Origin of the sequence: uncultured Hyphomicrobium sp., assembly GCF_902826555.1 — a bacterium.
Taxonomy (GTDB): domain Bacteria; phylum Pseudomonadota; class Alphaproteobacteria; order Rhizobiales; family Hyphomicrobiaceae; genus Hyphomicrobium_C.
Genome location: NZ_CADEFI010000049.1, coordinates 1 through 25,459 on the forward strand (window position 1 = coordinate 1; position 25,459 = coordinate 25,459).

Annotated in this window: 22 protein-coding genes; 7 read left to right on the forward strand and 15 right to left on the reverse strand. The window is 65.3% G+C overall.

The features are described 5' to 3' along the window. Both QZV93_RS15685 and QZV93_RS15690 read right to left on the reverse strand, forming a co-directional pair. On the reverse strand, positions 1-1,797 hold a 1,797-nt coding region (locus QZV93_RS15685), incomplete at its 3' end, for a glucan ABC transporter ATP-binding protein/ permease (RefSeq protein ID WP_295559565.1). Between the two features lie 118 nt (positions 1,798-1,915). Next, a complete protein-coding gene (locus QZV93_RS15690; protein WP_295559566.1) occupies positions 1,916-2,308 on the reverse strand; it encodes a response regulator in 393 nt (130 codons plus the stop codon). A gap of 251 nt (positions 2,309-2,559) precedes the next feature. Between QZV93_RS15690 and QZV93_RS15695 the strand changes: the two genes are divergently transcribed. Further along, positions 2,560-3,312 (forward strand): Crp/Fnr family transcriptional regulator, encoded by a 753-nt coding sequence (locus tag QZV93_RS15695; protein WP_295559567.1) that lies wholly within the window; start codon positions 2,560-2,562, stop codon positions 3,310-3,312. A gap of 6 nt (positions 3,313-3,318) precedes the next feature. Here the strand turns inward: QZV93_RS15695 and QZV93_RS15700 are convergent, their stop codons facing one another. Further along, entirely contained in the window at positions 3,319-3,750 is a 432-nt protein-coding gene (locus tag QZV93_RS15700) for a hypothetical protein (RefSeq protein WP_295559568.1), read from the reverse strand. A 203-nt stretch (positions 3,751-3,953) separates the two neighbouring features. After that, positions 3,954-4,613 carry a glutathione S-transferase family protein gene (locus QZV93_RS15705; protein WP_295559569.1) on the reverse strand — a complete coding sequence of 220 codons (660 nt, stop codon included), beginning with the start codon at positions 4,611-4,613 and terminating at the stop codon, positions 3,954-3,956. 74 nt (positions 4,614-4,687) lie between these two features. On the opposite strand from QZV93_RS15705, the gene QZV93_RS15710 reads away from it, so the two are divergent. Continuing rightward, positions 4,688-5,494 (forward strand): pentapeptide repeat-containing protein, encoded by an 807-nt coding sequence (locus QZV93_RS15710; RefSeq protein ID WP_295559570.1) that lies wholly within the window; start codon positions 4,688-4,690, stop codon positions 5,492-5,494. A gap of 318 nt (positions 5,495-5,812) precedes the next feature. Here QZV93_RS15710 and ettA read toward each other — a convergent pair whose 3' ends face one another. Further along, positions 5,813-7,474 (reverse strand): energy-dependent translational throttle protein EttA, encoded by a 1,662-nt coding sequence (gene ettA / locus QZV93_RS15715; protein ID WP_295559571.1) that lies wholly within the window; start codon positions 7,472-7,474, stop codon positions 5,813-5,815. A 186-nt stretch (positions 7,475-7,660) separates the two neighbouring features. On the opposite strand from ettA, the gene QZV93_RS15720 reads away from it, so the two are divergent. Then, positions 7,661-8,368: a DUF1003 domain-containing protein gene (locus QZV93_RS15720; protein ID WP_295559572.1), complete on the forward strand. Its 708-nt coding sequence runs from the start codon at positions 7,661-7,663 to the stop codon at positions 8,366-8,368. Positions 8,369-8,395: 27 nt separating this feature from the next. Here the strand turns inward: QZV93_RS15720 and QZV93_RS15725 are convergent, their stop codons facing one another. The 4 genes from QZV93_RS15725 to QZV93_RS15740 form a co-directional block, all read right to left on the reverse strand. Next, on the reverse strand, positions 8,396-9,076 hold the full coding sequence (locus tag QZV93_RS15725) for a 2OG-Fe(II) oxygenase (RefSeq protein ID WP_295559573.1): 681 nt from the start codon (positions 9,074-9,076) through the stop codon (positions 8,396-8,398). A 106-nt stretch (positions 9,077-9,182) separates the two neighbouring features. Next, positions 9,183-10,199: a mitochondrial fission ELM1 family protein gene (locus QZV93_RS15730; protein WP_295559574.1), complete on the reverse strand. Its 1,017-nt coding sequence runs from the start codon at positions 10,197-10,199 to the stop codon at positions 9,183-9,185. 107 nt (positions 10,200-10,306) lie between these two features. Beyond that, positions 10,307-11,032, reverse strand: coding sequence for a CPBP family intramembrane glutamic endopeptidase (locus QZV93_RS15735; RefSeq protein WP_295559575.1), 726 nt, complete (start codon positions 11,030-11,032; stop codon positions 10,307-10,309). A 52-nt stretch (positions 11,033-11,084) separates the two neighbouring features. Continuing rightward, on the reverse strand, positions 11,085-12,116 hold the full coding sequence (locus QZV93_RS15740; RefSeq protein ID WP_295559576.1) for a mitochondrial fission ELM1 family protein: 1,032 nt from the start codon (positions 12,114-12,116) through the stop codon (positions 11,085-11,087). 145 nt (positions 12,117-12,261) lie between these two features. Between QZV93_RS15740 and QZV93_RS15745 the strand changes: the two genes are divergently transcribed. Next, positions 12,262-12,744, forward strand: a complete 483-nt coding sequence (locus QZV93_RS15745; protein ID WP_295559577.1) for an Lrp/AsnC family transcriptional regulator — start codon at positions 12,262-12,264, stop codon at positions 12,742-12,744. A gap of 15 nt (positions 12,745-12,759) precedes the next feature. On the opposite strand, the gene QZV93_RS15750 is transcribed toward QZV93_RS15745, so the two are convergent. From QZV93_RS15750 to carA, 6 genes are all read right to left on the reverse strand, one after another. Continuing rightward, the gene (locus tag QZV93_RS15750) at positions 12,760-14,010 is read right to left on the reverse strand and encodes an MFS transporter (protein ID WP_295559578.1); all 1,251 of its coding nucleotides are present in this window, start codon (positions 14,008-14,010) and stop codon (positions 12,760-12,762) included. A 71-nt stretch (positions 14,011-14,081) separates the two neighbouring features. After that, positions 14,082-14,555, reverse strand: a complete 474-nt coding sequence (greA, locus tag QZV93_RS15755) for a transcription elongation factor GreA (RefSeq protein WP_295559586.1) — start codon at positions 14,553-14,555, stop codon at positions 14,082-14,084. Between the two features lie 117 nt (positions 14,556-14,672). Beyond that, the gene (gene carB / locus QZV93_RS15760) at positions 14,673-18,044 is read right to left on the reverse strand and encodes a carbamoyl-phosphate synthase large subunit (RefSeq protein WP_295559579.1); all 3,372 of its coding nucleotides are present in this window, start codon (positions 18,042-18,044) and stop codon (positions 14,673-14,675) included. A gap of 159 nt (positions 18,045-18,203) precedes the next feature. After that, a complete protein-coding gene (locus QZV93_RS15765) occupies positions 18,204-18,851 on the reverse strand; it encodes a hypothetical protein (protein ID WP_295559580.1) in 648 nt (215 codons plus the stop codon). Between the two features lie 70 nt (positions 18,852-18,921). Further along, positions 18,922-19,512, reverse strand: a complete 591-nt coding sequence (locus tag QZV93_RS15770; protein WP_295559581.1) for a hypothetical protein — start codon at positions 19,510-19,512, stop codon at positions 18,922-18,924. Between the two features lie 151 nt (positions 19,513-19,663). Continuing rightward, the gene (gene carA, locus QZV93_RS15775) at positions 19,664-20,866 is read right to left on the reverse strand and encodes a glutamine-hydrolyzing carbamoyl-phosphate synthase small subunit (protein ID WP_295559582.1); all 1,203 of its coding nucleotides are present in this window, start codon (positions 20,864-20,866) and stop codon (positions 19,664-19,666) included. A gap of 236 nt (positions 20,867-21,102) precedes the next feature. On the opposite strand from carA, the gene QZV93_RS15780 reads away from it, so the two are divergent. From QZV93_RS15780 to QZV93_RS15790, 3 genes are all read left to right on the forward strand, one after another. Then, positions 21,103-21,552, forward strand: a complete 450-nt coding sequence (locus tag QZV93_RS15780) for a GatB/YqeY domain-containing protein (RefSeq protein WP_295559583.1) — start codon at positions 21,103-21,105, stop codon at positions 21,550-21,552. A gap of 227 nt (positions 21,553-21,779) precedes the next feature. Beyond that, the gene (gene dnaG / locus QZV93_RS15785; protein ID WP_295559584.1) at positions 21,780-23,780 is read left to right on the forward strand and encodes a DNA primase; all 2,001 of its coding nucleotides are present in this window, start codon (positions 21,780-21,782) and stop codon (positions 23,778-23,780) included. A 244-nt stretch (positions 23,781-24,024) separates the two neighbouring features. Then, positions 24,025-25,459: sigma-70 family RNA polymerase sigma factor (locus QZV93_RS15790; protein WP_295559585.1), on the forward strand; the 1,435-nt coding region annotated here is incomplete at its 3' end.

Consider the following 25,459-nt stretch of genomic DNA (forward strand, 5'->3'; position numbering starts at 1 on the left):
CGGCACGTCTTCCTCGCGCGCCTTCGGCACGTCTTCCTCGCGCGCCTTCGGCACGTCTTCCTCGCGCGCCTTCGGCACGACAAACCCTCCCTCCGCCACCATGCGCGAGAAGATGCCCTTGCCGGCGGCGAGCTCGACGAAGCGGCCGCGCTCGACGATGCGTCCCTTGTCGAGGACGAGGATCTCGTCGGCGTTGGCGACCGTGGACAGGCGATGGGCGATGATGAAGGTCGTGCGGCCGGCCCGGAGCCGGTCGAGCGCACGCTTGATGCGCGCTTCCGTCTCGGCGTCGAGCGCGCTCGTCGCCTCATCGAGAATGAGGATGGGAGCATCCTTCAAGATGGCGCGCGCGATGGCGAGGCGCTGACGCTCGCCGCCGGACAGCGCAGCACCGCGCTCACCGATCACGAAACCGTAGCCATCGGGCTTGGCACTGATGAAGTCGTGAGCCTCGGCGAGGCGGGCGGCGTTCTCCACCTCGGCCATGGTCGCGTTCGGGCGGCCGACGGCGATGTTGTCGCCGATGGAGCGGTTGAACAGGCCGGCATCCTGAAACACGACGGCGATCTGGCGGCGCAGGGAGGCCAGTGTCACATCCGTGATGTCACGCCCGTCGACGAGGATCCGCCCGCTGTCGGCGGCGCGCAGCCGGAGCAACAGAGACAGCGTGGTCGACTTGCCGGATCCCGTCGGGCCCACCAGCGCAACGGTCTTGCCGGGCGCGGCAACGAAGCTCAACTCGTGCACGCCCTGCTCCGTTGCAGGAAAACGGAAGCTCACGCCGTCATAGCGCACCTCGCCGCGGACCGGCGGCAGATCGGGTGCACCCGGCTTTTCGACGATGCCGTCCGGCTCATCGACGAGCGCGAAATATCCCTGCAGCGATGGCGCCTGACGATGGAGCGCGGTGACGAAACCCGAGATCTGGTCGAGCTTGGAGATCAGAAGGCTTGCAAAGCCGACGAAGGAGACAATCTCGCCGACGGAGAGCTCGCCGCGTCCCGCGAGCAGCGCGCCCATGGCGAACACCGCGACCATGGTGATCGTCGCCGCGGCCCGCTGCAGGACAGTCAGGACGCCCCACCAGGTCAGCACGGGATATTGCGCGGAAAGAAGGTCGCTCATCACCGCCTGCATGGCGTCTGCCTCGGCGCGCAAGCGCGCATAGCTCTGCACCACCGTCACGTTGCCGATGACGTCACCGACACGGCTGAAGACAGCCGAGTTGTAGCGCTCGACGTTCGCCTGCCCGGACATGGTCTTGCGCATGACGAAGGTGTTGAGGACGACGTAGGTGACGGCGAGCAGCGCCAGGATGGCGGCCATGCGCATATCCATGCCGAGTGCCGTCGGCACCAGAAGCACGATGCCGGCGACGGCGGTCAATTGCTCGCGCAAGGCCCCGAGCCACAACCAGAACAGCACCTCGGTGCCGCGCACGATGGAGCGGATCACGGCGCCCGAGCCGCGCTCGGCGTGATAGCCCTGCGGCAGCGTCATGGCGCGCTCGAAGGCTTCCGACATGGCGGCGAGACGGCGGCGATGGGCGAGACGGTCGGCGAACACGGCGACGATGACACCCGCCAGAATGCCGAACAATCCGAGCGCGGCCCAGAGTCCGATGGTGGGGAATGCGGCCTCGCCCTTCGAAAGCGCATCGACCACGCGCCCGAACAGGATCGGCTCGGCGAGCTGCACGACGCCGATGGCGACGGAGGCCACCGCGAGGAGGGCCGCGAGCCCCCGCTCCGCCGAGAGCATGCCCAGCGCGCGTGTGTAGAGGCTGACGAGACCCATGGTCGTGCGGCTTCCCCGTGCTATGGCGCGTCGATACGGCCAAGCGCGTTATACGGGGAACGGCGATTGTCGGAAATGCGTCGCGATGGGCGGCGAGGGCCCGCCCTCCGGGCTCCTGCTACGGATCGCCCATGAGAACCGTGCGCAACCTCTCCGGCGAGTAGGGCTTCACCACCATCGGCGTGGCGGAAAAATGCTGAGGAAAGGCGTACTGGTCGCCGTATCCGGTGGCAAAGGCGAACGGGATGCCGAGTGCGAGCAGGTGATCGGCAATGGTGAAACTCATCTCTCCGCCCATGTTCACGTCGAGCAGGCCATATTGCGGGGCCTGCGCAGCAATCATTTCAAGCGCCTGTTCCACGCTGCCCGCAGTGCGGACCGTCTCGATGCCGATCTCGCGCAGCATGTCGGCGGTGTCGATCGCGATCATGTAATTGTCCTCGACGACGAGCACGTCGTTTGGAGGACTGCGCGGCGGCGCAGGTTGGTACGGGAGGTCGGGGTTGTCCATCGCATGTTTCCGGAAAGGAGCCGAGACGACGTGAGGTGGCCCGCTGGGGTTGAGGGACGCAGGCTCTGCGTTCGCCTCAGGCGCACCGCAGCTTGCGTTGGAGGAGCCAGGTATCGAGCCATTCCCGAAGCGTCAGGCTCGTTTGCTGCGTCAGCGCCGTGTGAGATCACGGACCCACTCAACCAGACCGCGCTTGCGCTGTCTGTGCACTTGTGCACACAAGAGGCAGACCCATCCACGAGGACTGTGCAGTGCCACCGACTTCCAGCAGCGCGCCATCCGGCGACGAGATTTCCTTCGAAAGCAATCTTTTGCGGGCGTTGCGCCCGGCCGACTTCGCTTTGATCGCGCCGCATCTGACGCCCGTCGAGCGGCAGAGCGGAGAGCTGCTGTACAAGCCGCGGGATAATGTGGAGACGGTCTATTTCCCGTGCGGTCCGAGCCTGGCGTCGTTCCAGGTCACGAACGTCGACGGCAACGACGTAGAGACCATTCTCATCGGCCGCGAGGGCGCGGTGGGTGGCATCGTCAGTGCCGGGAACCTGCCGGCCTACTGCCGGATCGTGGTGAAGTTCGGCGGCCCCTTCGCGCAGTTGCCGGTCGTCCATCTCGAGGCGGCCAAGCAGCGCTCGCCAAGCCTCAGATATCTGTTCGCGCGCTACGCGGACTGCCTTTTTGCGCAGGTCTTCCAATCGACGGCCTGCAACGCCATCCATTCGATCGAGCAGCGGACCGCAAAGTGGATCCTGGCCGCCATGGACCGGACGGGTGACCATACGGTGCCGCTGACACACGAGGAGCTGGCATCGATGCTCGGCGTGGGGCGCAGCTACACGAGCCGCGTCATCCAAGTCTTCAAGGCCGATGGCCTGCTCGAGACCCGGCGCGGGGCGCTCGTCGTCCGCGATCGCGAGGCGCTCCATGCGCGCTCCTGCCTTTGCAACGCGAGCGTGAAGGAGCATTTCGACGAGGTGCTGCGCGGCGTCTATCCGGACCCGGACTGACCGCTTCTATTTCTCGAGCCAGGTATCGCGCGGAAGGTGAAGCTCCGATAGCGGCGACATCGTATCTTCCGCGGCACCTTTGTGCGTCTTCAAAAGCTCGCGGTCCGACAGGGCGCGCAGGTGGTTGGCGATGGCCGCGCGCACCTTGCTGCGGCCGTGCTTTTTTACCAACGATTCAAATGCGTTGTAGGGCCACTGATAGGAGGATGTGCGCAGCAGAGCGCCGATGATGCGGTCGAGAGGCGCGTTGAAGTCGAGGTAGACCATTTCGCCGCTGCCATCCATCGCCGGCAGCTCGTGAACATCGTCACCGAGATCCTGCAGCATGTCGCTAGGGCTCGTCTGGAGCGCGAGTGCGGGCGCCGATCCGAGGGCCACGAAGCAAAGCGCGGCCACGGCGCAAACGTTCAAGTGGCTCGTGGCAATCAGGCCCGTCATGGGCAGCCCTCCCCCGACGCACTGTCGTAAAACATTCAAATTCGCGTGGCCGGTGGGGTCAATCGGCGTCAGGGCTTAGCGTGAATTTTTTTGGGGACCGCGTCGTTTCGGCGACGCCGCCGCGTTGCTTGGTCGTGCTTCCTATCGGGCTCCGTCGTTGGCATGGCTTCGCCATGACCGGTTCCCACTTTTCCGGAAGCACTCTAGTCGCGGTCCGGCGCGCCGGGCGGGAAGAAGTGGCGGTAAGAGCGCGCCTCGTCGACGGCGCGTGCGACGGATGGGCGAGCCAGGAGACGCTTGCGATAGTCCTTGAGGCTGGCACACGCGGCGGGGATCTCGTGCACCCAGTCGGCGTAGAAAAGCGACGGGGCGGCGGCGCAATCGGCGAGACCGAACTCAGTCCCTGCGGCCCAGTCCTTCCCGGCGAGATCTGCATCGAGCCAGCGGTAGGACGTGTCGAGCATCTCGCGCGCCTGCCGGACGCCATAGGAGTCGCGGTCGGCCTCCGGCCGCAGGTGGTCCAGCACGATCTTCTGCATCGGCGTCATCACGTAGTTGTCGAAGATGCGGTCGAGCCTGCGCACGTCGAGCGCGGGCTCGGGATCGGCTGGAACGAGGCGCACCGGTCCGGGATAATGCAGCGCGAGATATTCGATGATGACGCTCGATTCCAACACCGTGCGCCCGCCGTCGACGAGGACCGGCATGCGCTTCTGTGGCCAGAGCGCCGCCCACTCCTCGACGGCCGCGGGATCGTCCGGACCGAGCGTCCGGTAGGCGAACGGCGTCGCGTTCTCATAGAGCGCGATCAGCACCTTCTGGCAGTAGGATGAAAAGGGATGAGCGTAGAGGGTCAGCGGCATACCGATCGATTCCTTGTCTTTGGGCGTTTTCCTGGCCAAAAGTCTTCCTCGACTGCATTACAAAGGACGTTTCGATGGCTCTCAAGCCGACATTCGGGCTCGCAGCCCTCCTGCTTCTCGTGTGCGCCGCCGCGCCCACCTCGCGCGCGGAGGACATGTGGCAATACATCGACTTCAACTCGGACGCATTCACGAAGGCCGACGTGACGGTCGACGAGGTCAGGGCGGCCATCGCGGCCGCGGGCGCCAACGGCGGCGTCGACTTCAGCGGCAAGCAGCTTAACCGGCTGGATCTTTCGGGGCTCGACCTGCACGGCGCGAACCTTTTTGCGGCCCGCCTCAACGGCACCAAGCTGACCGGCGCAAACCTCGCGGGTGCCAAGCTCGATCAGGCGTGGGGCGTCGAGGCGGATCTCTCGGGCGCCAACCTCGCGGGCGCGAGCCTTATCTCGGCGCAGCTTTTGCGCGCCAAACTCGACGGCGCCAACCTGGCACAGGCGCACGTGGCGTGCGACATGACGCAGGCGAGCCTGGTCGAAGCCAATCTCGACGGCATCAACATGACGGGCGGCGTGCCAGCCCGCGACAGCCGGCGCCATCCATTCATCCTGCGATCGGCCAAGCTCGACGGCGCCAAGATTACACATGCCGGGCTGATCGGCGCCGTGCTGGAGTTCGCCTCGCTCAAGAACGCCGATCTCAGCGGCAGCATCCTCGCCGGAGCGGGGCTGGCGGGAGCGGACTTCACGGGGGCCAACGTTGCGGGGGCCGACTTCAACGCCGCCGACCTGGCCTCAGCTCACATCGAGGAGCTGGTGGGGCGCGATGCCATCGTCAACCTCGACAAGGCGCGCAACCTCGACCGGGCGTATGTGAAGTAGCTACCGCTCGAAGCGTTTGTATTTGATAGGGTCGAACCCCGACGGCGAGGGCTTTCGCCACGATGTCATTCTCGGGCTTGTCCCGAGGATCCATGTCAAAATTTGCTCCCAAGCCAGCCGATCCGTGGATCCTCGGCATAAAGCCGAGGATGACACCTGAGGGTGCGATTGCCGGCGTGCCCTAGCTACCGCTGCGCGGAGCCGGCCGCCGGCCGCCGGCGACGACTTACCGCTCGAAGCGCTTGTACTTGATGCGGTGGGGCGCACGTTCCTTTGCGCCGGCGACTCCGCTGTGCGGAGCCGGCCGCCGGCGCCGACTTACCGCTCGAAGCGCTTGTACTTGATGCGGTGGGGCTCCACGGCGGCGTCGCCGAGGCGGCGTTTCTTGTCCTCCTCGTAGGCCTCGAAGTTGCCCTCGAACCATTCGACGTGGCTGTCGCCCTCGAAGGCGAGGATGTGGGTCGCGAGGCGGTCGAGGAAGAAGCGATCATGCGAGATGACCACGGCGCAGCCGGGGAAATCCTCGAGCGCGGCTTCGAGCGCGCCCAGCGTTTCGGTGTCGAGGTCGTTGGTGGGCTCGTCGAGGAGCAGCAGGTTGCCGCCCTCCTTCAGCATTTTGGCGAGGTGCACGCGATTGCGCTCGCCGCCGGACAGCAGGCCGACCTTCTTCTGCTGGTCGGGGCCCTTGAGGTTGAACCAGCCGCAGTAGGCGCGCGAGCTCATCTCGCGCTTGTCGCCGAACTTCATGATGTCGAGGCCGCCCGAGATCTCCTCCCAGACGGTCTTCTTGTCGTCGAGGTGGCTGCGGCTCTGATCGACATAGGAGAGCTTGACCGTGGGCCCGAGCTTGATGGTGCCCCCGTCGGGCGTCTCGACGCCGGTCAGCATCTTGAACAGCGTCGTCTTGCCGGCGCCGTTGGGGCCGATGACGCCGACGATGCCGCCCGGAGGCAGCTTGAACGACAGGTTATCGATCAGGAGGCGATCGCCGAAGGCTTTCGAAAGCCCTTCCGCCTCGATGACCATGTCGCCGAGGCGCGGACCGGCGGCGATCTGGAATGAGGCCTTGCCCACGTCCTCGCGTCCGGCCTGTTCGACGAGCTTGTCGTAGGCGGAGATACGCGCCTTGGACTTTGCCTGACGGGCCTTGGGCGAGGAGCGGATCCATTCCAGCTCGCGCGCCATCTGCTTCTGCCGGCTTTCCTCGGCGGCCTTCTCGCTTTCAGCGCGCTTGGCCTTCTGCTCGAGCCAGCTCGAGTAGTTGCCCTTCCACGGCACGCCCTGGCCGCGGTCCAGCTCCAGCGTCCAGTCGGTCAGGTTGTCGAGGAAGTAGCGGTCGTGGGTGACGAGGATCACGCAGCCCGTGTATTCCTTGAGGAAGTGCTCGAGCCAGGCGACGCTCTCGGCGTCGAGATGGTTGGTCGGCTCGTCGAGGAGCAGGATGTCGGGCTTGGAGAGCAAAAGGCGGGTCAGCGCGACGCGACGCTTCTCGCCGCCGGAGAGCTTGGTCACATCGGCGTCGCCCGGCGGGCAGCGGAGCGCATCGAGTGCCTGCTCGACCTGGGTGTCGAGATCCCACAGGTTGCCGGCGTCGATCTGGTCCTGGAGCGCCGTCATCTCGTCGGCGGTCTCCTCGGAGTAGTTGGCGGCGATCTCGTTGTAGCGGTCGAGGATGGCTTTTTTCTCCGCCACGCCCTCCATGGCGTTGCCGAGCACATCCTTCTCGGGATCGAGCTCCGGCTCCTGGGGCAGATAACCGACCTTGATACCGTCGGCGGGCTTGGCCTCGCCCAGGAAGTCATCGACGGTGCCGGACATGATCTTCAGCAGTGTCGACTTGCCGGCGCCGTTCAGGCCGACGACGCCGATCTTGGCGCCCGGCAGGAACGACAGCGAGATGTCCTTCAGAACCTGCTTGCCCCCCGGATAGGTCTTGGAGAGCTTGTGCATGTGGTAGACGTACTGGTGGGCCGCAGCCATGAGGGCGCCTCTTCCTTCGCTTGCAAGGTTTCGGAGATTTGGCCGTGTTCTAGCGGATCGTCCCGGCAATCTCAATCACCGGCTTTCGGGCCCCGAATTACCGAAGCGTAACGCGTGCGCTTATTGCCCTTTACCCCGGGCCACGCCAATTTTTCCCAAGTATCCGCTCCCCGCCGAGGCTCCTCCATGTCGAACCACGCCAACGCCGCCAATGCCAAGTCCACCTGTGCCGTCAGCGGGCGCGAGCTGCCGCGCCGGCTACTCGTCAACCTCGAAACCGTGCGGCCGAACCTCGCCGAGCGCATCCGGCGCGAGCACCCGGACCTGCCCGCGGATGCCCTGATCGCCAAATCGGAGCTCGAGCGCTATCGATCTCTCTACGTCGAGGAGCTGTTGCGCGACGAGACGGGCGAGATCAGCGAGCTCGAGCAGCGGGTGGCCGACAGCCTGGCGACGCACGAAACGCTCTCCGAGAACGTCGAGGAGCATTTCGAGGAGAAACGCACCTTCGGCGAGATGGTGTCCGATCATCTGGCGAGCTTCGGCGGAAGCTGGGTCTTCATCCTGAGCTTCCTCGCGCTGCTCTGCGTGTGGATGGCCTACAACGTCGCGCGCGGGACCGGCAGCGCGTTCGACCCCTATCCCTTCATCCTGCTCAACCTGGTGCTGTCGTGCCTCGCCGCGCTGCAGGCGCCGATCATCATGATGAGCCAGAAGCGGCAGGAGGCGAAGGACCGCCTGCGCTCGCTCAACGACTATCAGGTGAACCTCAAGGCGGAGCTCGAGATCCGCCACCTGCATGAGAAGCTCGACCACCTGATCAACAAGCAGTGGCAGCGCCTGGCCGAGATCCAGCAGCTGCAGCTCGAGATCATGCAGGACCGGCGGGGGTGAAGAGCAACGGTGTGTCCAACCAACGTTTCAGGAGACAGCCGCGGCGGACTCCCCGATCGCCTGCCCGGGAAAAGCGAGCTGCTCGCGGGCCTGCCAATCCTGCGTCACGTAGTTGATGACCAGGAGCTTGCGCACGCCCTCGATCGGCCGCTTCTCGAAGCCATGGTAGGTGTTGCTCGACGGCACGAAGATCATGCCGGTGTTGGCGTAGTAGGGTGTACGGCCCACCCACTGCTTGTCGTGATCGTAAATATCGGTGCCCAGATCCGCATGGGCCATATCCTTCGACAGGTAGAGCAGGAAGGTGAACATCTTGACGCCGATGTCCGTGTGCGGTTCGAGCCAGAAGCCATCCACATCCTGCGCATACTCGATGCGGAGTGAGGTGCCGCGCAGCCGCGCGCCGAAGATGCCCTCGATCGCATCGGTGACGCGCGTGTCCTGGAATGCGGTTGCGGTTCCGGCGACACAGGCGAAGGCCGTGCGCGCCTCGACGTCGAAATAGCGCCGGCTCTGATTGTGCAGCTCACGCTTGCCGGACATGCCTTCGAGATCCGGGGCGACGAACGGAAGCGCCCGTATCTCATCGAGAAGCTCAGGCGGAAGGCATCGGGTGGCGAACCAGTAGCGATAGGGCTCGTCGGCTTGGCGCGCGCGGGGGAAGGCATCGAGAAGCGACATGACAACGTCATCAGCGGAAATAGACATGACGTCCGCTCCCAGCTGTTGCTGTTGCAAATAGACATGCTGCATTACCGCCGCGGCCGCATCATACTGATCGGTAAAGTGACCAGCCCAGGTGTTCCCACGCGGTTTAGACGGCTGCGCTTTGCAACCATGCGCTTGTCGCGCGGCGCTCGATTTCGCGAGCGATAGCGCCCGCAGACTGCAGCGGCTCGTAAGTCCAGGTTTCGAGCGTTTGCAGCGGCTCCGGCACGCGACGCGTCGCACCGTGGTGCATGACCGCGGCGTGGAAACGGTCGAACTTTGCGGAGCCGCCATCGGGGTGGAATACGTACACAGGGCGCCCCGTCGCACACGGCTCTCCCGTCATGTTGACGCTGTCGGCCGGTGCGAGGAACAGGTCGGCGTGGGCCAGGAACATCGGATACGGATTGTCGCCGCTCATGTCCCAGACGAGATGGGGATACGGCTTCGCAGCGGCCGTGGCGCAAGCGACGATGGCGGGCTCAGTGCGGCGCGACGGCGTGATGAGCAGGCTTGCTCCGCACGCGCCCATGGCATTGATGACATTCGCGAGGCGCGCGAGGGCCGCTGCCGAATAGACATAGTCGCCATTGGATCCACCGAGCATGATCGCGGCGCGCGGCTTGGGTAGCGGAGCAATGAAAGGCGGAACCTCGCGCGCGAGCGCGCGCATCCGGTCCGCGGTGAAGCCGTGCGGGGCGGTGAGCGTCGTGATGACATTGGGTCCGCGCAGGCGGTCGTGCTCCGGCACCCAGAAGAGATCCGCAGTGGACAACGGTACCTTGGGATCCTGCAGGATCACGGTGAAGGTGCGGTTCCCGGCGCAGCGCTTCAGCGCCCGGATGTAAGGCGTCGTGAGCCGCCCCACGGCAATGGCGATATCGGGCCAGGGCGGCGCGAACACGCTATCCGGGCTGCCGAAGCGCTCGCGGCGCGCGACGCCGATCCACGGCGACAGAAGCCTGTGCAGACCTTCGGGCGCCACGTGCTTCAGCGTCACATCGAGCCCCAGCGCGTGCGCAACGCCGAGTGACTGCACGTCGTTACCCGTCTTTCCGTCGCTGAACAGCCAGGCCTTGCGGCCGCTTAATGCGCGTTCCAGCGTTGACCTCCCTCGGCTCACGAGTCCGCCGGGATCTAATCCCGAAGGCGCTGCGGCGTCACTTTACAAATCGGACGAGTTTGAGGCGCAGGAATTCTTGCTGCGTGCAGATAGGGGTCGATTGCGGTCTATACGTTCGAGACGCCCGTGAAGAAGTAGCGGCCGAAGCCGATGGTGAAGATCAGCCAGCCCCACAGCGTGTGCTCGACGAACACGGACCAGTAGGAGCGCGTGACGGCGTAGCGCGCGGCGAGGATCAGGCCTCCGAGCGCTGTCGCGGCAACGGCGAACGTCGAATCCATGACGACGTGGGCGAAACCGAACAGCACCCCGTTGACGATCACGATCAGCCCGACGTGCGTGCCGAACAGCGGCCCGTAGCGATGGAAGAAGAACGTTCGGTAGAGCAGTTCCTGCGCCGCCACGGAGAACAGCGGGTAGCCGATCATGATGCGCTTGTAGGTCTCGGGCCGGTTGGTCGGAAACTCCAGGAACCAATCGGGATGATGATGCTGGATCCACAGCGCCGCCGCGCTGCCGGCGATGAGGAAGATCATCGCGATCGTGAGGCCGTTGCGCCAGCGGATGCCTTGGCGCAGCTCGTCCCGCAACCGGAACGTCGGGTCGGCGATGAGCATCACGACGGCGATGGCGAGCACCGGCAGCAGCGCCACGAAAATCGGAATCTTGTCGCCGAAGAGCAGCTTGAAGGCGGGAAGCTTCTCGCCGTGGACGAGCCAGTACATTGCGAGCGGGCCGCCGCCGAATAGGATCGCCATCTCGATCCAGCGCCAGAGGCGTGCGGGCAGCGACAGCGGGCGGTCAGAGGCGACGGTTCCGCCGGCCGTGATCATCGGGCGCCTCCTCGGTGATTGCTCGGGCTCCGGGCGTGCCCGCTTCGGGCGCCTACGTCAAGCCTGGAAGCATGGTGCGGCGGCGGTGCCAGCGGAGGGCGATCTCGTCGGCGACGGCGTTGGCGGCGTAGAGCGGCGTATAGCTCCACTCACCGATGGCGATGAAACGGTCGGGCGCGGCGCGCGTGATGCCGCGGTCGCTCATGGCCGCATGGAAGGCGTTGAACTTCTCGGCACCGCCGTCGGGCTCGAAGACGTAGATCGGCTTCCCCGTGGCCGCCGCCTCGCCCGCCATGTTGATGCTGTCGGCGGTGACCAGGAAGGCATCGGCCTTGGCGACGAACTCAGGGTACGGATTTCTGCCCTCGCCTTTCCAGAAGATGGCGCGGGCGTCCTTCACCGCGCGGTCGAGGGCGGCGACCAGCTCCGGCGGCGTACGGCGCGAGACCGTGATCATGAGTCCTGCGCCGAGCTCGGCCGCCGAGCGCACCAGGGTCGCGAGCCTGTCGATGACCTGCGGCGAGTACCTGTAGCGGTCGTTGGGTCCGCCGACGAGGACAGCGAGGCGTGGGGCGTTCAGGGCGTCGATGGCCGCATCGGAGCGAGACCGGATGTCGGCGATGCGCGCCGGCGAGAGCGGGTGCGGGGCCGTGAGGGTGGACACGACGTTCGGGCCGCGGCGCTTGTCGTGCTCGGGCACCCAGAAGAGATCCGCCGTGCGGGGTCCGGTCTTCGAATCCATCATGACGACGGTGAAGGTCTTGAGTCCGGCTTTTTTCTTCAGGGCGCGAATGTAAGGCGTGGTGGTGCGTCCGGCAGCCAGCGCGATCTGCGGCCAGGGCGGCGCGAACAGCGTGCCGGGTTGGCCGAAGCGCTCCCGGGGCGCGACGGGGCCCCACGGGGCCAGTGTCTTCCAGATGCCGGATGGGGCGATGCGCTTCCATTCCACGGCCAGCCCCAGCGCTTCGGCAACCCCGAGACAGAGCGCCTCGTGACCTGCTTTCCCGTCGCTGATGATCCAGGCGCGGGCGCCCGCAAGCGGTCGTGCCTTTCCCTCGTCCGTCACCGGTCCGGAATTCTGCATGGGCGCACCTTCGAGGCTCCGGCGCCGGCTGTCGAGTCTTTCGGCGGGTTGTAGATCGCGCAATTGTAGGTACGTCAGAAGCAAATGTTCTTTGCATTTGTTGCGCTGCTGCCGTACGCGGAGGGAAAGCTGCAGGAGTGATCCGATGCCCCTCCGCCTCGATTCAACCGACCGGCGCATTCTGCGCGAGCTGATCGCCGACGGCGCACTGACCAACGTCGCGCTGGCGCAGCGCGTCGGCCTCTCAGCGCCGCCGTGCCTCAGGCGTGTGCGGGCGCTCGAGGATGCGGGCGTGATCCAGGGCTATACGGCGTTGGTCGACGAGCGCGCGCTCGGCTTCGAGCTCACCGCGTTCGCAATGGTGGGCTTGCACAATCAGGCAGAGCCGGATCTGCGCGCGTTCGAGAACCGCGTGCTCGGCTGGCCCATGGTGCGGGAAGCCTACATGCTCTCCGGCGAGAGCGACTACATCCTGAAGTGCGTGGCGCCCGACTTGCCGTCGTTTCAGGATTTCGTGCTCAAGGAGCTGACCGCGGCGCCGAACGTCGCCAGCGTGAAGACCAATCTCGCCATCCGGCGGGCCAAATTCGCTCCGGGCGTGCTGCTGACGGAGGTCGAGGAAGAGTGAGACGTCAGCGAGCGGTCAGGTCAGGCGGCGCTTGTTGTAGAGATCGGGGAAGAGGCGCGTCCAAAGACCGGTAATGGCGAGAGTTGCCGCGCCGCCGATCACGACCGCAGGCACGGCGCCGATCAACGCCGCCATGCTGCCGGCGCGGAATTCGCCCACCTCGTTCGAGGCGCCGATGAAGACGCTGTTGACCGCGGTCACGCGGCCGCGCAGATCATCGGGCGTCGCGAGCTGGATGAGCGAGGAGCGCACGTTGACGCTCACCATGTCGGCCGCGCCCATGATGAAAAGCGCGGGCAGCGAAAGCCAGAGCGTGGTCGAAAGGCCAAAGATAACGATGGCGGCGCCGTAGATCGCGACGCAAGCGAACATCACCTTGCCGGCGTGGTCGCGGATCGGATTGCGCACGAGCCACACGACCATGACGAGCGCGCCGACGCCCGCCGCCGAGCGCAGGAAGCCGAGGCCCCACGGGCCCACATCGAGAATGTCGCGCGCGAAGACCGGCAATAGCGCGGTCGCGCCGCCCATGAGCACGGCGAACATGTCGAGCGAGATGGCGCCGAGCACGACGGGGTGGCTCCAGATATAGCGGAAGCCCGCGAGCATGGTCTCCATCGAGGGCGGCTCGGACGTCGTCTTCTGCTCCGTCTTCGGAATGAGGACCGTCAGCAAAGCGGCGGCGCCGAAGAGTGCGAACGACACCGCATACGGCACGAGCGAGGAGAGGCCGTAGAGCAGGCCGCCCACGGCGGGTCCGATGGTGAAGGATGCCTGCATCGCCGACGAGTTCCAGGCCACGGCGTTGGGGAAGGACTCGCGCGGCACGAGATTGGCCGCGAGCGACTGCACGGCGGGCATCAGGAACGCACGCGCAACGCCAAAGAGCGTCAGGATGGCAAACACCGGCCAGACGACGCCGTGATCTTCCGTGCGGCCGGCGTGAACAATCCAGAAGGCGGCGAGCGCGGCGACGCAGACGGCTTCGAGAGCGATCGAAAGGCCTACGACGGCACGGCGGCTATAGCGGTCGGCGACGCTGCCGGTGACAAGTACCAAGACCACGGCGGGAGCAAACTGCACGAGGCCTACGAGGCCAAGCAGGAAAGCGTTTCGCGTCTCGTCGTAGATCTGCCAGCCGACGGCAACAGAGATGATCTGCGTCGCGAAGCCGTTGAGGAAGCGCGCCATCCAGTAGAGGCGGAAGGACGTGTAGGCAAACGCCGAAGGCGGAAGCCCGGTGTTGGCGCTCGCGTCCTTTTCCAACTGATCAACTCCGGCGCGGCAGCGGGCCAGGACGCTTCGGTCCCAACACGCGTCAGGCTTGCCGCTTCACGTTACTTCCATTCCACCTTGAGCACTTCGTAGGAGCGGGCGCCTTTGGGCGTCGTGACCTCGGCGGTGTCGCCCTTCGACTTGCCGATGAGCGCGCGCGCGATGGGGCTCGAGATCGAGATCTTGCCCGAGCGCACGTCCGCCTCCAGGTCGCCGACGATCTTGTATTTGACCTTCTCGTCGGTGTCCTCGTCGACGAGCGTGACGGTGGCGCCGAACTTGATCGTTTCGCCGGACAGCTTCGAGGTGTCGACGATCTCGGCGCGGCCGATCTTGTCCTCGAGCTCGGCCACCTTGGCCTCATTGAGGCCCTGAGCCTCCTTGGCGGCGTGGTATTCCGCGTTCTCCGAAAGGTCGCCGTGGGAGCGCGCTTCGGCGATGGCCTGGATGATGCGAGGACGCTCCTCCGCCTTGAGGCGCTGCAGCTCCGCCTCGAGGTGCTTGAAGCCCTCGGTGGTCATCGGAACACGTTCCATCGACATCGCTAAAGTCTCCCATTCGGCCTGACCGGAGGCCAGCACCCTACGTCGTGAAATCCCTGTACTCTGTATGGGACTTGGTCTCGGGATAACGCTTCTAGGTGGCCAAAAGTCTCAAGAGGCGCGGCCTACGTAGGCCTGCAGCGGGGCCACCTTGAGGATATCGGCCTTCAGCGCTTTGATCGCACGCGTTACTGCGACCGCACCGGCCAAAGTTGTATAATATGGAATGTGGTGAAGCAAGGCCGTGCGCCGGATGTCCTTGCTGTCGGCCACGGCCTTGGCGCCCTCGGTGGTGTTGAAAACCAGGGCCACGTCGCCGTTCTTCATGGCGTCCACGATATGGGGCCGCCCCTCCAACACCTTGTTCACAACTTCGCATTGCACGCCGTTGGCGAGCAGATGGCGACGCGTGCCACGCGTGGCAATGACCTTGAATCCGAGCTCGGTCAGCTCACGGAGCGGCGCAACGATGCGATCCTTGTCGCCATCCTTGACCGAGACGAAAACCGTGCCGGTGATCGGCAGTTTCTGCCCTGCGCCGAGCTGGCTCTTGGCGAACGCAATCGAAAAATCGCGATCGATGCCCATCACCTCGCCCGTCGAGCGCATCTCGGGGCCGAGGATCGGATCGACGCCCGGGAAGCGGGCAAACGGGAACACGGCTTCCTTGACGGCGATGTGGTCGATCTTGCCCGGCTTCAATGCAAAGCTGGCGAGCGCGCGGCCGGCCATGATCTCGGCGGCGATGGCGGCGACCGGAAGTCCGATCACCTTGGCCACGAAGGGCACCGTGCGGGAGGCGCGCGGATTGACCTCGAGCACGTAGACCTCGTCGTCCTTGATGGCGAATTGGACGTTCATGAGGCCGACGACTCCGAGCGCCAGCGCAAGCTCGCGCGCCTGGCGCTCGAGCTCGGCGACAATCTTCGGCGACAACGAGTACGGCGGCAGCGAGCAGGCGGAATCGCCGGAGTGGATGCCGGCTTCCTCGATGTGCTCCATGATGCCGGCGACGAAGGTATCCTTTCCATCGGACAGGCAATCGACATCGACCTCGGTCGCGTCGGCGAGATAGCGGTCGATGAGAAGCGGACGCTTGGCGGAGACGACCAGTTCCGACGGGCGGTCAAGCGTCGCCGAAAGACGGGTGATGTAGCGGTCGACCTCGCTGCGGTCGTGGACGATCTCCATGGCGCGGCCGCCCAAGACGTAGGACGGGCGGATGACCACGGGGAAGCTCACGCGCTCGGCAATGGCCGCGGCCTCCTGCGGGGTGGCCGCGATGCCGCTCTCGGGCTGGCGCAACCCGAGCTTTTCGATGAGCGCCTTGAAGCGGTCGCGGTCCTCGGCGAGGTCGATGGCATCGGGCGACGTGCCGAGGATCGGCACGCCGGCTTCCTCGAGCGCGCTCGCGAGCTTCAGCGGCGTCTGTCCGCCGAACTGCACGATGACGCCCTTGACCTTGCCGTTCTCCTGCTCGCGGCGAATGATCTCGAGCACATCCTCGGCCGTCAGCGGCTCGAAATAGAGCCGATCCGACGTGTCGTAGTCGGTAGAGACGGTTTCCGGATTGCAGTTGACCATGATGGTCTCGTAACCCGCGGCGGTCAGCGCAAAGCAGGCGTGACAGCAGCAGTAGTCGAACTCGATGCCCTGGCCGATGCGGTTCGGGCCGCCGCCGAGAATGATGATCTTCTCGCGGTCCGTGGGGGCGGATTCGCAGGCGGGTTTGCCTTCGCCCGTCTCCGAGAGAACCAGTCCGCGCTCGTAGGTCGAATACATGTAGGCCGTCGGCGAGGCGAACTCGGCCGCGCAGGTGTCGATGCGCTTGAAGACCGGGCGCACGGCAAGCGCATGGCGCGCATCGCGCACGTCGGTCTCCGTCTTGCCCGCGAGCTTGGCCAGGCGCGCATCCGAAAAGCCCATGGACTTCAGGAAACGGAAATGCTCGGCCGACTTGGGCAGACCGTGTGCTTTCACGCGGGCCTCGACGTCGAGGATCTCCTTGATGCGGGCGATGAACCACGGGTCGATCTTGCAGGAAGCGTGCACCTGCTCGGCATCGAGGCCGAGGCGCAGCGCCTGCGCCACCTTGAGCAGGCGGTCCGGCGTCGGACGGCCCAAAGCGGCGCGGATGATGTTCTTGTCGTCGCCCTGGCCGAGCCCTTCGAGATCGATGTCATCGAGGCCGGTGAGACCGGTCTCCATGGAGCGCAACGCCTTCTGCAGGCTCTCGGCGAAGGTGCGGCCGATGGCCATCGCCTCGCCTACCGAGCGCATGGCGGTGGTCAGCGTGGTGTCGGCGCCTTGAAATTTCTCGAAGGCGAAACGCGGGATCTTGGTGACGACGTAGTCGATGGTGGGCTCGAAGGAAGCGGGCGTGGCGCCGCCCGTGATGTCGTTCTCGAGCTCATCGAGCGTGTAGCCCACGGCGAGGCGTGCCGCGACCTTGGCGATGGGAAAACCGGTCGCTTTCGAGGCGAGCGCCGAGGAGCGCGAAACGCGCGGGTTCATTTCGATGACGACGAGACGCCCGTCTTCGGGGTTGACCGCGAACTGCACGTTGGAGCCGCCGGTCTCGACGCCGATCTCACGCAACACGGCCAGCGAGGCGTCGCGCATGATCTGGTATTCTTTGTCGGTGAGCGTAAGGGCGGGCGCCACCGTGATGCTGTCGCCGGTGTGCACGCCCATGGGATCGATGTTCTCGATCGAGCAGACGATGATGCAGTTGTCCGCCTTGTCGCGGACGACCTCCATCTCGTACTCCTTCCAACCGAGCAGGCTCTCGTCGATCAGGATCTGACCGACGGGAGAGGCATCGATGCCGGAGCGCACGATGGTCTCGAATTCCTCGCGGTTGTAGGCGACGCCGCCGCCAGTGCCGCCGAGCGTGAACGCCGGGCGGATGATCGCCGGCAGGCCGACGACGTCGAGCGCGCGCAGGGCTTCGGCGATGCCAACCTGCGTGTCGTAACCGACGATGTGGCCCTCGGCATCCTTGATGGGCGGCGAAGATGCGATGACGGCGCGCGGGCTCTCGAGCCCGATGCGGTCCATGGCCTCGCGGAAGAGCTTCCTGTCCTCGGCCTTGTCGATGGCCTCGGCGCGGGCGCCGATCAACTCGACGCCCTGTGCTTCGAGGATGCCCTGGCGCTCCAGAGCCAGCGCGGTGTTGAGCGCCGTCTGGCCGCCCATGGTCGGCAGGAGCACGAGCTTCTCGTTCGGGCGCTGACGGCGCTCCTCGGCGATGATCTTGGCGACGATCTCGGGCGTGATGGGCTCGATGTAGGTGGCGTCCGCCAGCTCCGGATCGGTCATGATCGTGGCCGGGTTGGAGTTGACCAGAATGATCCGGTACCCCTCCGCCTTCAGAGCCTTGCAGGCCTGTGTGCCGGAATAATCGAACTCGCACGCCTGGCCGATAACGATGGGGCCGGCGCCGATGATGAGAATGGAGTCGATATCTGTGCGTTTGGGCATGGCGAGGCCGGTTCTATTCGAGGCTTTCGCGTTTGGCTAGGGCATGATTGCGGGGTGCCTGCGGCGTGTTGATCTCGGGCTTGCTCATGTCCCGACAGCAAACGAGGGTGCCCATTGAGACACCCTCGTCACAATTGCTGCTATCAATTGGGCCGGCAGCTATTTTTTCACGTCTTTCGGCGGCTCGATCTCGATTTTGTCGGGGTAGAGATAAACCTCCTTGAAAATCGGCTTATCGAGATGGCCGGCGCGCGCGAAGATGCTGCGCGCGGGCAACCCCGTCTTGGGGTCCAGATACACCATGCGCACGGCTTCGTTCTGGGTGGTCGTTCCCTCAGTGGTTTTCTTGCCGGGAATTCCGGGCGGCGGCTCGTTCAGGCCGCGATAGCCGCGCAGCTCACGCCCTTCGATGGTTTCGAGGCCGGTGCACTCGAACTTGCCGACCTCCTGGTAGACCTGGGCGATGCTGTTGATCATGAACTGGACGAGCTGCTCCGCCTCCTGCGTCGGGCTCTCCTTCCAGCCATCGCCGTTGTTGGTCCAGGCCTTGTCGCCGACGACGATGCTCTCGACGGGCTTGCCCTCGGTGAGCGGCGTCAGGACCTGGCGCATGCGGTCCGGGGTCTGATACTCGACGAGCATCTTGGTGGGGCCCGCCTCGGTGATCATGTTCGTTTCTTTGCGGATGAACTTCTGCTTGCCCTGCGAGTTGACGGCAAGCGCCACCTCGGTCGAGCAGTCTGCGAGCGCGGGCCCGGCGGCGAGGGCGCCTAGGGCGATGGCGATGGGGACCAACTTCAAACGCATCGTGTCGTTCCTCCTTGGCCTCCCGGCGCCGTGCGGCGGCAAGGCTTATTCGTTCTTTGCGGCCGCTTGATCAGAGCGGCTTCTCGATATTGATATCAGCGGGATAGCTGTAAGATTCCTTCATAAGCGGCTCACCTGAGAGATCCGGCGGCGCTATGAGATTGAAGGCTGGTCGCTTCTTCTCCGGATCGATCAGGATGGTGCGGGCGAGAGTCTTGCCTTCGACGGTCTCGGGCACCGTCTGATAGCCAACGTAGCTCTTGCCGTCGTAGGTTACCTTGTCGAGGCACTTGAACTCGACGGAGACCTTGGCCGGGGCGAGCGTGCTCCTCAGGTGCGTGAAGACAAGATCGGCAACGCCCTTCTTCATCTCCTGCCAGCCGGCCCCCTCGTTGGTCCAGGCTGTTTGGCCGACGCCAATGGTCTCGGCCTTGTCCTCTCCGGACGTCACCTTGCGGTAGATGCGATCCGGCGGCTGGAAATCGAACTGCTGCGTCTGGACGATGCCGGTGTCGGCCTTGGACACGATCTCGGTGCGCCACGGCGCCTTGTGCTGCTCGTTGAAAGCGTTTTCCACGTCGGCTTTGCCGTCGCAGGCGAACGCCGACGGAGCCGCCGCCAGGAGGGCGGAGAGTGACAGGGCGAGCAAGGTTGTGCGCATTTTGGACGTCTCTTCGTTTCCCAGGACTGCCGAGCGTTAGGCGCTCTTTTATTATCGATCGGCGCGCATCCTATACGCCCGGCCGGGAAAAAGTCGATCTACGGATGTGAAGATTTCTAAGCTTTAATATTAGCAGGATAGCGGCGCCGGCTTACCGCTCGGGCTTGACTGCCGCCCCCCGGCGCTCCCGCATCTTGTTCACGAAACGAGTGAACAGATAGTGGCTATCCTGAGGGCCCGGCGAGGCTTCGGGATGATACTGCACCGAGAACACCGGGCGGCCCTCCAGCTCCAGGCCACAGTTGGTGCCGTCAAAAAGGGAAACGTGGGTCTCGACCACGCCTTTTGGCAGGGTCTCGCGGTCAACGGTAAAGCCATGATTCATGGACGTGATCTCCACCTTCTCGGTGGTGAAGTCCTTGACCGGGTGGTTGGCGCCGTGGTGGCCCTGGTGCATTTTCCGCGTCTTGGCGCCGAGCGCGAGCCCCAGCATCTGGTGGCCGAGGCAGATGCCGAACAACGGCAGGCCCGAATCCACCAGCTTCTTGATCTCGGGTACGGCGTATTCCCCGGTGGCTGCCGGATCGCCGGGACCGTTGGACAGGAACACGCCGTCGGGCTTGCGCTCCAGGATGTCCTCGGCCTTGGTCTTGGCCGGAACCACCGTCACCTTGCAGCCGGCGGAGGCGAGGCAGCGCAGGATGTTGCGCTTCAGGCCGTAGTCGACGGCGACGACGTGGAACTCCGGGCTTTCGTTGCGGCCGTAGCCCTTGCCCCAGACCCAGCGCGTTTCATCCCAGCTGTAGCTCTGACCGCTGGTCACATCGGGAACCAGATCGAGGCCGAGCAAGCCCGACCATGCCTTGGCTTCCGCCTTCAACTTGTCGAGCTCGAACTTGCCCGAGGGCTCGTGCGCGATGACCGCGTTCGGCATGCCCTTCTCGCGGATGCGGGCGGTGAGCGCGCGGGTATCGATGCCGGTGATGGCGACGATGCCGCGGCTCTTCAGCCAGGCGTCGAAATGGGCGGCGGCGCGGTAGTTCGAGGGGTCGGTGATCTCGGCGCGCAGCACGCAGCCCCGCACGCCCGAGCGCGACGCCAGATTCGAGGTCTCGGTGTCCTCGGTATTGGTCCCGATGTTGCCGATATGCGGAAATGTGAAGGTGATGATCTGGCCGGCATAGGAGGGGTCGGTCAGGATTTCCTGGTAGCCGGTCATGGCCGTATTGAAGCAAACCTCACCCACCGCACTGCCGGTGGCGCCGAGGCCAACGCCGGAAATGACGGTGCCGTCGTCCAGCACGAGGCGGGCGGTGAAGGGGGTCTCGGTCCAGGGCGCGGGCGTGGCGGTCATCGGGCGGGCGCTCTATCTTAAGGCTCGCGCGGGCCGGTCTCGCGCGCGGAGCGCTGCGCAAGGTTGGTCCGCTCGAAGCCGGGTCCATGGATCGCGGCGGACCCTATGCGAGGCGGCCCACCGCGTCAAGAAATGGGGACGGGCGCCGTGTTCGCAACCCCTCATGCCTCCCTCGCGTTCGCACGGCGGGTGTCCTATATAGCGGGCCAATTCCAGACTCTGGAGAAAGGTTACCCATGCGCGCGCGCATCACCCAGGACGTCAAAGACGCCATGAAGTCGGGCGAAAAGGCCCGCCTCACGACGCTGCGCCTGATCACGGCCGCCATCAAGGACCGGGAGCTCGGGGTCGGCGGGCAGCCGCCGGTCGAGGTGGGCGACGCGGAGGTGGTGGCGATCCTGCAGAAAATGGTGAAGCAGCGCCGCGAGAGCATCGCCACCTATGAGAATGCCGGGCGCACGGATCTCGCCGATCAGGAGAAAGCGGAAATCGTCATCCTCGAAGGCTATCTGCCGAAGCAGATGGACGAAGCGGGCGTGAAAGCGGCCGTGGCGGCGCTGGTTTCCGAGCTCGGCGCGGCGGGCCCCAAGGACATGGGCCGTGTCATGGGCGCGCTGAAAGAGCGCTATTCCGGGCAAATGGACTTCGGCCGCGCCAGCGGGGTGTTGAAAGAGCTGCTGAAGTAGGCAGCAGGCAACGGGCAGCCGGCAGCCGTTATCCTTGCTGGCTTTCTTGCTGCCTGTTGCAAGCTGCCCGCTGCCAACCCTGTGGATTGTGCTCACAAGCGTCGTGACGACCCTGAGCGTTCGACGAACCGATCGGCGAATCGCGTAAATTTCATTTACGTCTGTCCGACGCTGGTAAGCGCTCGTGACGCCTCGCTTTTCCGACAGCCGCGGACTTTTTAGGTACGATGCGATTTTCGCCCCATCTCCTGGACGAGATCCGCGCCCGGCTCCCGGTGAGCCAGGTCGTGGGGCGTAAAGTTGCGTTGAAGCGCAAAGGCCGCGAGTACTCGGGCCTCTCCCCCTTCAAGGTGGAGAAGACACCGTCCTTCTTCGTCAACGATCAGAAGGGCTTCTACCACTGCTTCGCGTCGGGCGAGCACGGCGACATCTTCACGTTTCTGATGAAGACCGAAGGCGTGAGCTTCCCGGAGGCCGTCGAGCGGCTGGCACAAGAGGCCGGCGTGGCCTTGCCGAAGCCGGACGCGCGCGACGAAGCGCGCGAGGACCAGCGCGCGCGGCTTCTGGCGCTCATGGACGAGGCGGCGAAGTTTTTCGAGGCGGCGCTTGCCGGAGCCGGCGGCGGCGACGCGCGACGCTACATCGAGAAGCGGGGTTTGAAGCGCGAAACGCTGGCGCAGTTCCGCATCGGCTATGCACCGAACTCGCGCTCGGCGCTCAAGGAGCATTTGGCCAAGGCCGGATATACCCTCGAGGAGATGACGCTCTCCGGAATGCTGATCGCGGGCGACGACATTCCCGTCGCGTACGACCGCTTCCGCCACCGCGTCATGTTTCCGATCTCGGACGCCAAGGGCCGTATCGTCGCCTTCGGCGGCCGCGCGCTGGATCCGGAGCAGAACGCCAAGTACCTCAACTCGCCGGAGACGCCGCTCTTCCACAAGGGCCATCTGCTGTTCAATGCGCACCGGGCGCGTCTCGCGGCCCACGACAAAGACCGCGTCATCGCCGTCGAAGGCTACATGGACGCGATCTCGCTCGCGGAGGCGGGATTTACCGAGACGGTGGCGCCACTCGGCACGGCGTTGACCGAGGACCAGTTGCAGCTCCTGTGGCGCATGTCGTCCGAGCCGATCCTGTGCTTCGACGGCGACGGCGCGGGCAAGCGCGCCGCTTTCCGCGCCGTCGACACGGCGCTGCCGCACCTGAAGCCGGGCGCGAGCCTCATGTTCGCCTTCCTGCCCGACGGGCTCGATCCCGACGACCTCGTGCGCCAACAAGGCGCGGCGGCGCTGGACGCCTGCCTCGGGCGCGCCCGCCCACTGATCGACGTGCTGTTCGAGCGCGAGTGGGGCCAGGGCGACTGGTCGACGCCGGAGCGTCGCGCGGGGCTCGAGAAAACGCTCAAGGGGCTGATCGGGCGCATCGAAGATGAAAGCGTGCGTGGCCACTACCGGCAGGCACTGTCCGAACGGCTGGCCTCGGCCTGGGGCCCGCCAGGCGGAGGCTGGCGTCCGGGAGCGGAAAGGTCGCAGGGAGGCGCCGGCCGGCGCCCCGGCGGCCCGAATTTCGCCGTGCAGGGGGGGCGAGCAACCGCTCAGGTTGCTGCACGGGGAGGTAGCGCGCGTGGCTTTCAACGGGGCGGGCGCGGTTTCGGGCCCAATCTGGGACAGGGGACGGAACGGGCTAACGCCAGCTCCAGCCTCAGAAAAAGCGCGCTCGTCGTGGCCGAAGGCGGGGCGCCACCCTACCGCGAAGCCCTGTTGCTCAAGGTCATGCTCAACCATCCCTGGCTGATCGAGGAGCAGGCGGAGGCCATCGCGGCACTGCCGTTTACCTCAACTGCGCTTTCGCGGCTACGGGACGCCATGCTTTCCGCGCAGGCCGTTAACAATTCACTTGACACGGAAACCCTTCGAACCCACTTGAACAAATCCAGTGTCGGCAAGGTTTTGACCCTTGTCGAACGGGCCGTTTCGCACAAGAGCGACCGATTTGCCGAGCCCGAGGCCGAACGCACCGAGGTGGAGGATGGCTGGCGCCACGCCCTCGCGATGCACGATCGGCATGTGGGACTCAAGCGGTCGCTGGAAGCGGCGGAGCAAGCTTGGCACGAGGATCGCAGTGAGGCGTCTTTTGCCCGCATCTGCGATCTCAAGCGGCAGCTCGAGTTCGCGAGCGGGACGGATTCTTTCGATACGGCCGCCGCGCCGGGTCAAACGTCTTGACGATAGGGGGAGCGCCACGTTCGGATTCGCGACCTGCCCGGCCATTGATGAGTGGCGGTTCGGCCTCGATGAGGCTGAGACCGTTCGCTCGCGTGCGGCCGTCGTCCGGGTTCTTGCCCTTGGGCACGGCACCTCCCCGACTACCCGTTTTTCTCGCGGCCGCGCGGCCGGCGAGATCTTGCTTTGAACCCATCGGGCGCGCACGACGCGCCCTTCCCTCTCTCTCTGGCAACGGTTGAGACACATGGCAAACGCTGCAAAGAACGAAGATCAGGATACCGCGACGGCCGAGCCGGCCGAGCGCGACAGCCCTCTTCTGGATCTTTCCGACCAGGCGGTGAAGCGTCTCTTGAAGACGGCCAAGGCGCGTGGCTACGTCACCCTCGACGAGCTCAATTCCGTTCTGCCCTCCGAGGAAGTGTCCCCGGACCAGATCGAGGACACGATGGCGATGCTGTCCGACATGGGCATCAACGTCGTCGAGACCGAGGAAGGCGAAGAGGGCGCCGCCGATTCGGCTGCTCCCGATGCCGACGACGACGAGAATCGCTCGGTGGTCGCGGCCGGCCTGCCGGCGCGTTCCGAGACGCGGGCCGAGCCCACGGAGCGTACCGACGATCCCGTGCGCATGTACCTGCGCGAGATGGGCTCGGTGGAGCTGCTTTCGCGCGAGGGCGAGATCGCCATCGCCAAGCGCATCGAGGCCGGCCGCGAGGCCATGATCGCCGGGCTCTGCGAAAGCCCCCTCACCTTCCAGGCGATCATCATCTGGCGCGACGAGCTCAACGAGGGGAAGATCCTGCTCCGCGACATCATCGATCTCGAAGCGACCTATGAAGGCCCCGAGGCCAAGGCGCCGCCGGCGATGGCCGGCGAAGGCGGCGAAGATGAAGGCGCTGCCGGGGGCGAGGATGGGGCCGCGCCTGCGCAGGGCGAAGGCGATGACGACGACGAGTTCGAGAACGCGCTTTCGCTCGCGGCCATGGAAGCCGAGCTGAAGCCCAAGGTGCTCGAGACCTTCGACAACATCGCAGGCACCTACAAGAAGCTCCGCAAGCAGCAGGACAAGAAGCTCGAGCAGCAGGTGGCCGGCGAGTCCGGCTCGCGCCAGCAGCAGAAGGCCTATGACAAGCTACGCGAGGAGATCATCACGGACGTGAAGAGCCTCTCGCTCAACAACGCGCGCATCGAGAGCCTCGTCGAGCAGCTTTACTCGATCAACCGCCGTCTGGTCGGCCTCGAAGGCCGCCTCATGCGCCTTGCCGACAGCTACGGCGTGCCGCGGCAAACCTTCATCGACGAATACTTCGGCAACGAGCTCGACCAAACGTGGCTCGACCGCATGGCCGACAACGGCAAGAAGTGGGGCCAGCTCATCAAGAACGAGCGCCCGGCCATCGCCCAGATCCGTGGCAACATCCACGAGCTCGCGACCGAGACCGGCCTCGAGATCACCGAGTACCGCCGCATCGTCAAAGCCGTGCAGAAGGGCGAGCGCGAGGCGCGGCAAGCGAAGAAGGAGATGGTGGAAGCGAACCTCCGCCTCGTCATCTCGATCGCGAAGAAGTACACCAACCGCGGCCTGCAGTTCCTGGACCTCATCCAGGAGGGCAACATCGGCCTCATGAAGGCGGTCGACAAGTTCGAGTACCGCCGCGGCTACAAGTTCTCGACCTACG

Excerpts from the sequence above, each read along its gene's own strand:
- QZV93_RS15690 (WP_295559566.1), bottom strand. The coding sequence starts at position 2,308 with ATGGACAACCCCGACCTCCCGTACCAACCTGCGCCGCCGCGCAGTCCT.
- QZV93_RS15700 (WP_295559568.1), bottom strand. The coding sequence starts at position 3,750 with ATGACGGGCCTGATTGCCACGAGCCACTTGAACGTTTGCGCCGTGGCC.
- QZV93_RS15705 (WP_295559569.1), bottom strand. The coding sequence starts at position 4,613 with ATGCCGCTGACCCTCTACGCTCATCCCTTTTCATCCTACTGCCAGAAG.
- QZV93_RS15710 (WP_295559570.1), top strand. The coding sequence starts at position 4,688 with ATGGCTCTCAAGCCGACATTCGGGCTCGCAGCCCTCCTGCTTCTCGTG.
- ettA (WP_295559571.1), bottom strand. The coding sequence starts at position 7,474 with ATGGCTGCGGCCCACCAGTACGTCTACCACATGCACAAGCTCTCCAAG.
- QZV93_RS15720 (WP_295559572.1), top strand. The coding sequence starts at position 7,661 with ATGTCGAACCACGCCAACGCCGCCAATGCCAAGTCCACCTGTGCCGTC.
- QZV93_RS15725 (WP_295559573.1), bottom strand. The coding sequence starts at position 9,076 with ATGTCTATTTCCGCTGATGACGTTGTCATGTCGCTTCTCGATGCCTTC.
- QZV93_RS15735 (WP_295559575.1), bottom strand. The coding sequence starts at position 11,032 with ATGATCACGGCCGGCGGAACCGTCGCCTCTGACCGCCCGCTGTCGCTG.
- QZV93_RS15740 (WP_295559576.1), bottom strand. The coding sequence starts at position 12,116 with ATGCAGAATTCCGGACCGGTGACGGACGAGGGAAAGGCACGACCGCTT.
- QZV93_RS15745 (WP_295559577.1), top strand. The coding sequence starts at position 12,262 with ATGCCCCTCCGCCTCGATTCAACCGACCGGCGCATTCTGCGCGAGCTG.
- greA (WP_295559586.1), bottom strand. The coding sequence starts at position 14,555 with ATGGAACGTGTTCCGATGACCACCGAGGGCTTCAAGCACCTCGAGGCG.
- carB (WP_295559579.1), bottom strand. The coding sequence starts at position 18,044 with ATGCCCAAACGCACAGATATCGACTCCATTCTCATCATCGGCGCCGGC.
- QZV93_RS15765 (WP_295559580.1), bottom strand. The coding sequence starts at position 18,851 with ATGCGTTTGAAGTTGGTCCCCATCGCCATCGCCCTAGGCGCCCTCGCC.
- QZV93_RS15770 (WP_295559581.1), bottom strand. The coding sequence starts at position 19,512 with ATGCGCACAACCTTGCTCGCCCTGTCACTCTCCGCCCTCCTGGCGGCG.
- carA (WP_295559582.1), bottom strand. The coding sequence starts at position 20,866 with ATGACCGCCACGCCCGCGCCCTGGACCGAGACCCCCTTCACCGCCCGC.
- QZV93_RS15780 (WP_295559583.1), top strand. The coding sequence starts at position 21,103 with ATGCGCGCGCGCATCACCCAGGACGTCAAAGACGCCATGAAGTCGGGC.
- dnaG (WP_295559584.1), top strand. The coding sequence starts at position 21,780 with ATGCGATTTTCGCCCCATCTCCTGGACGAGATCCGCGCCCGGCTCCCG.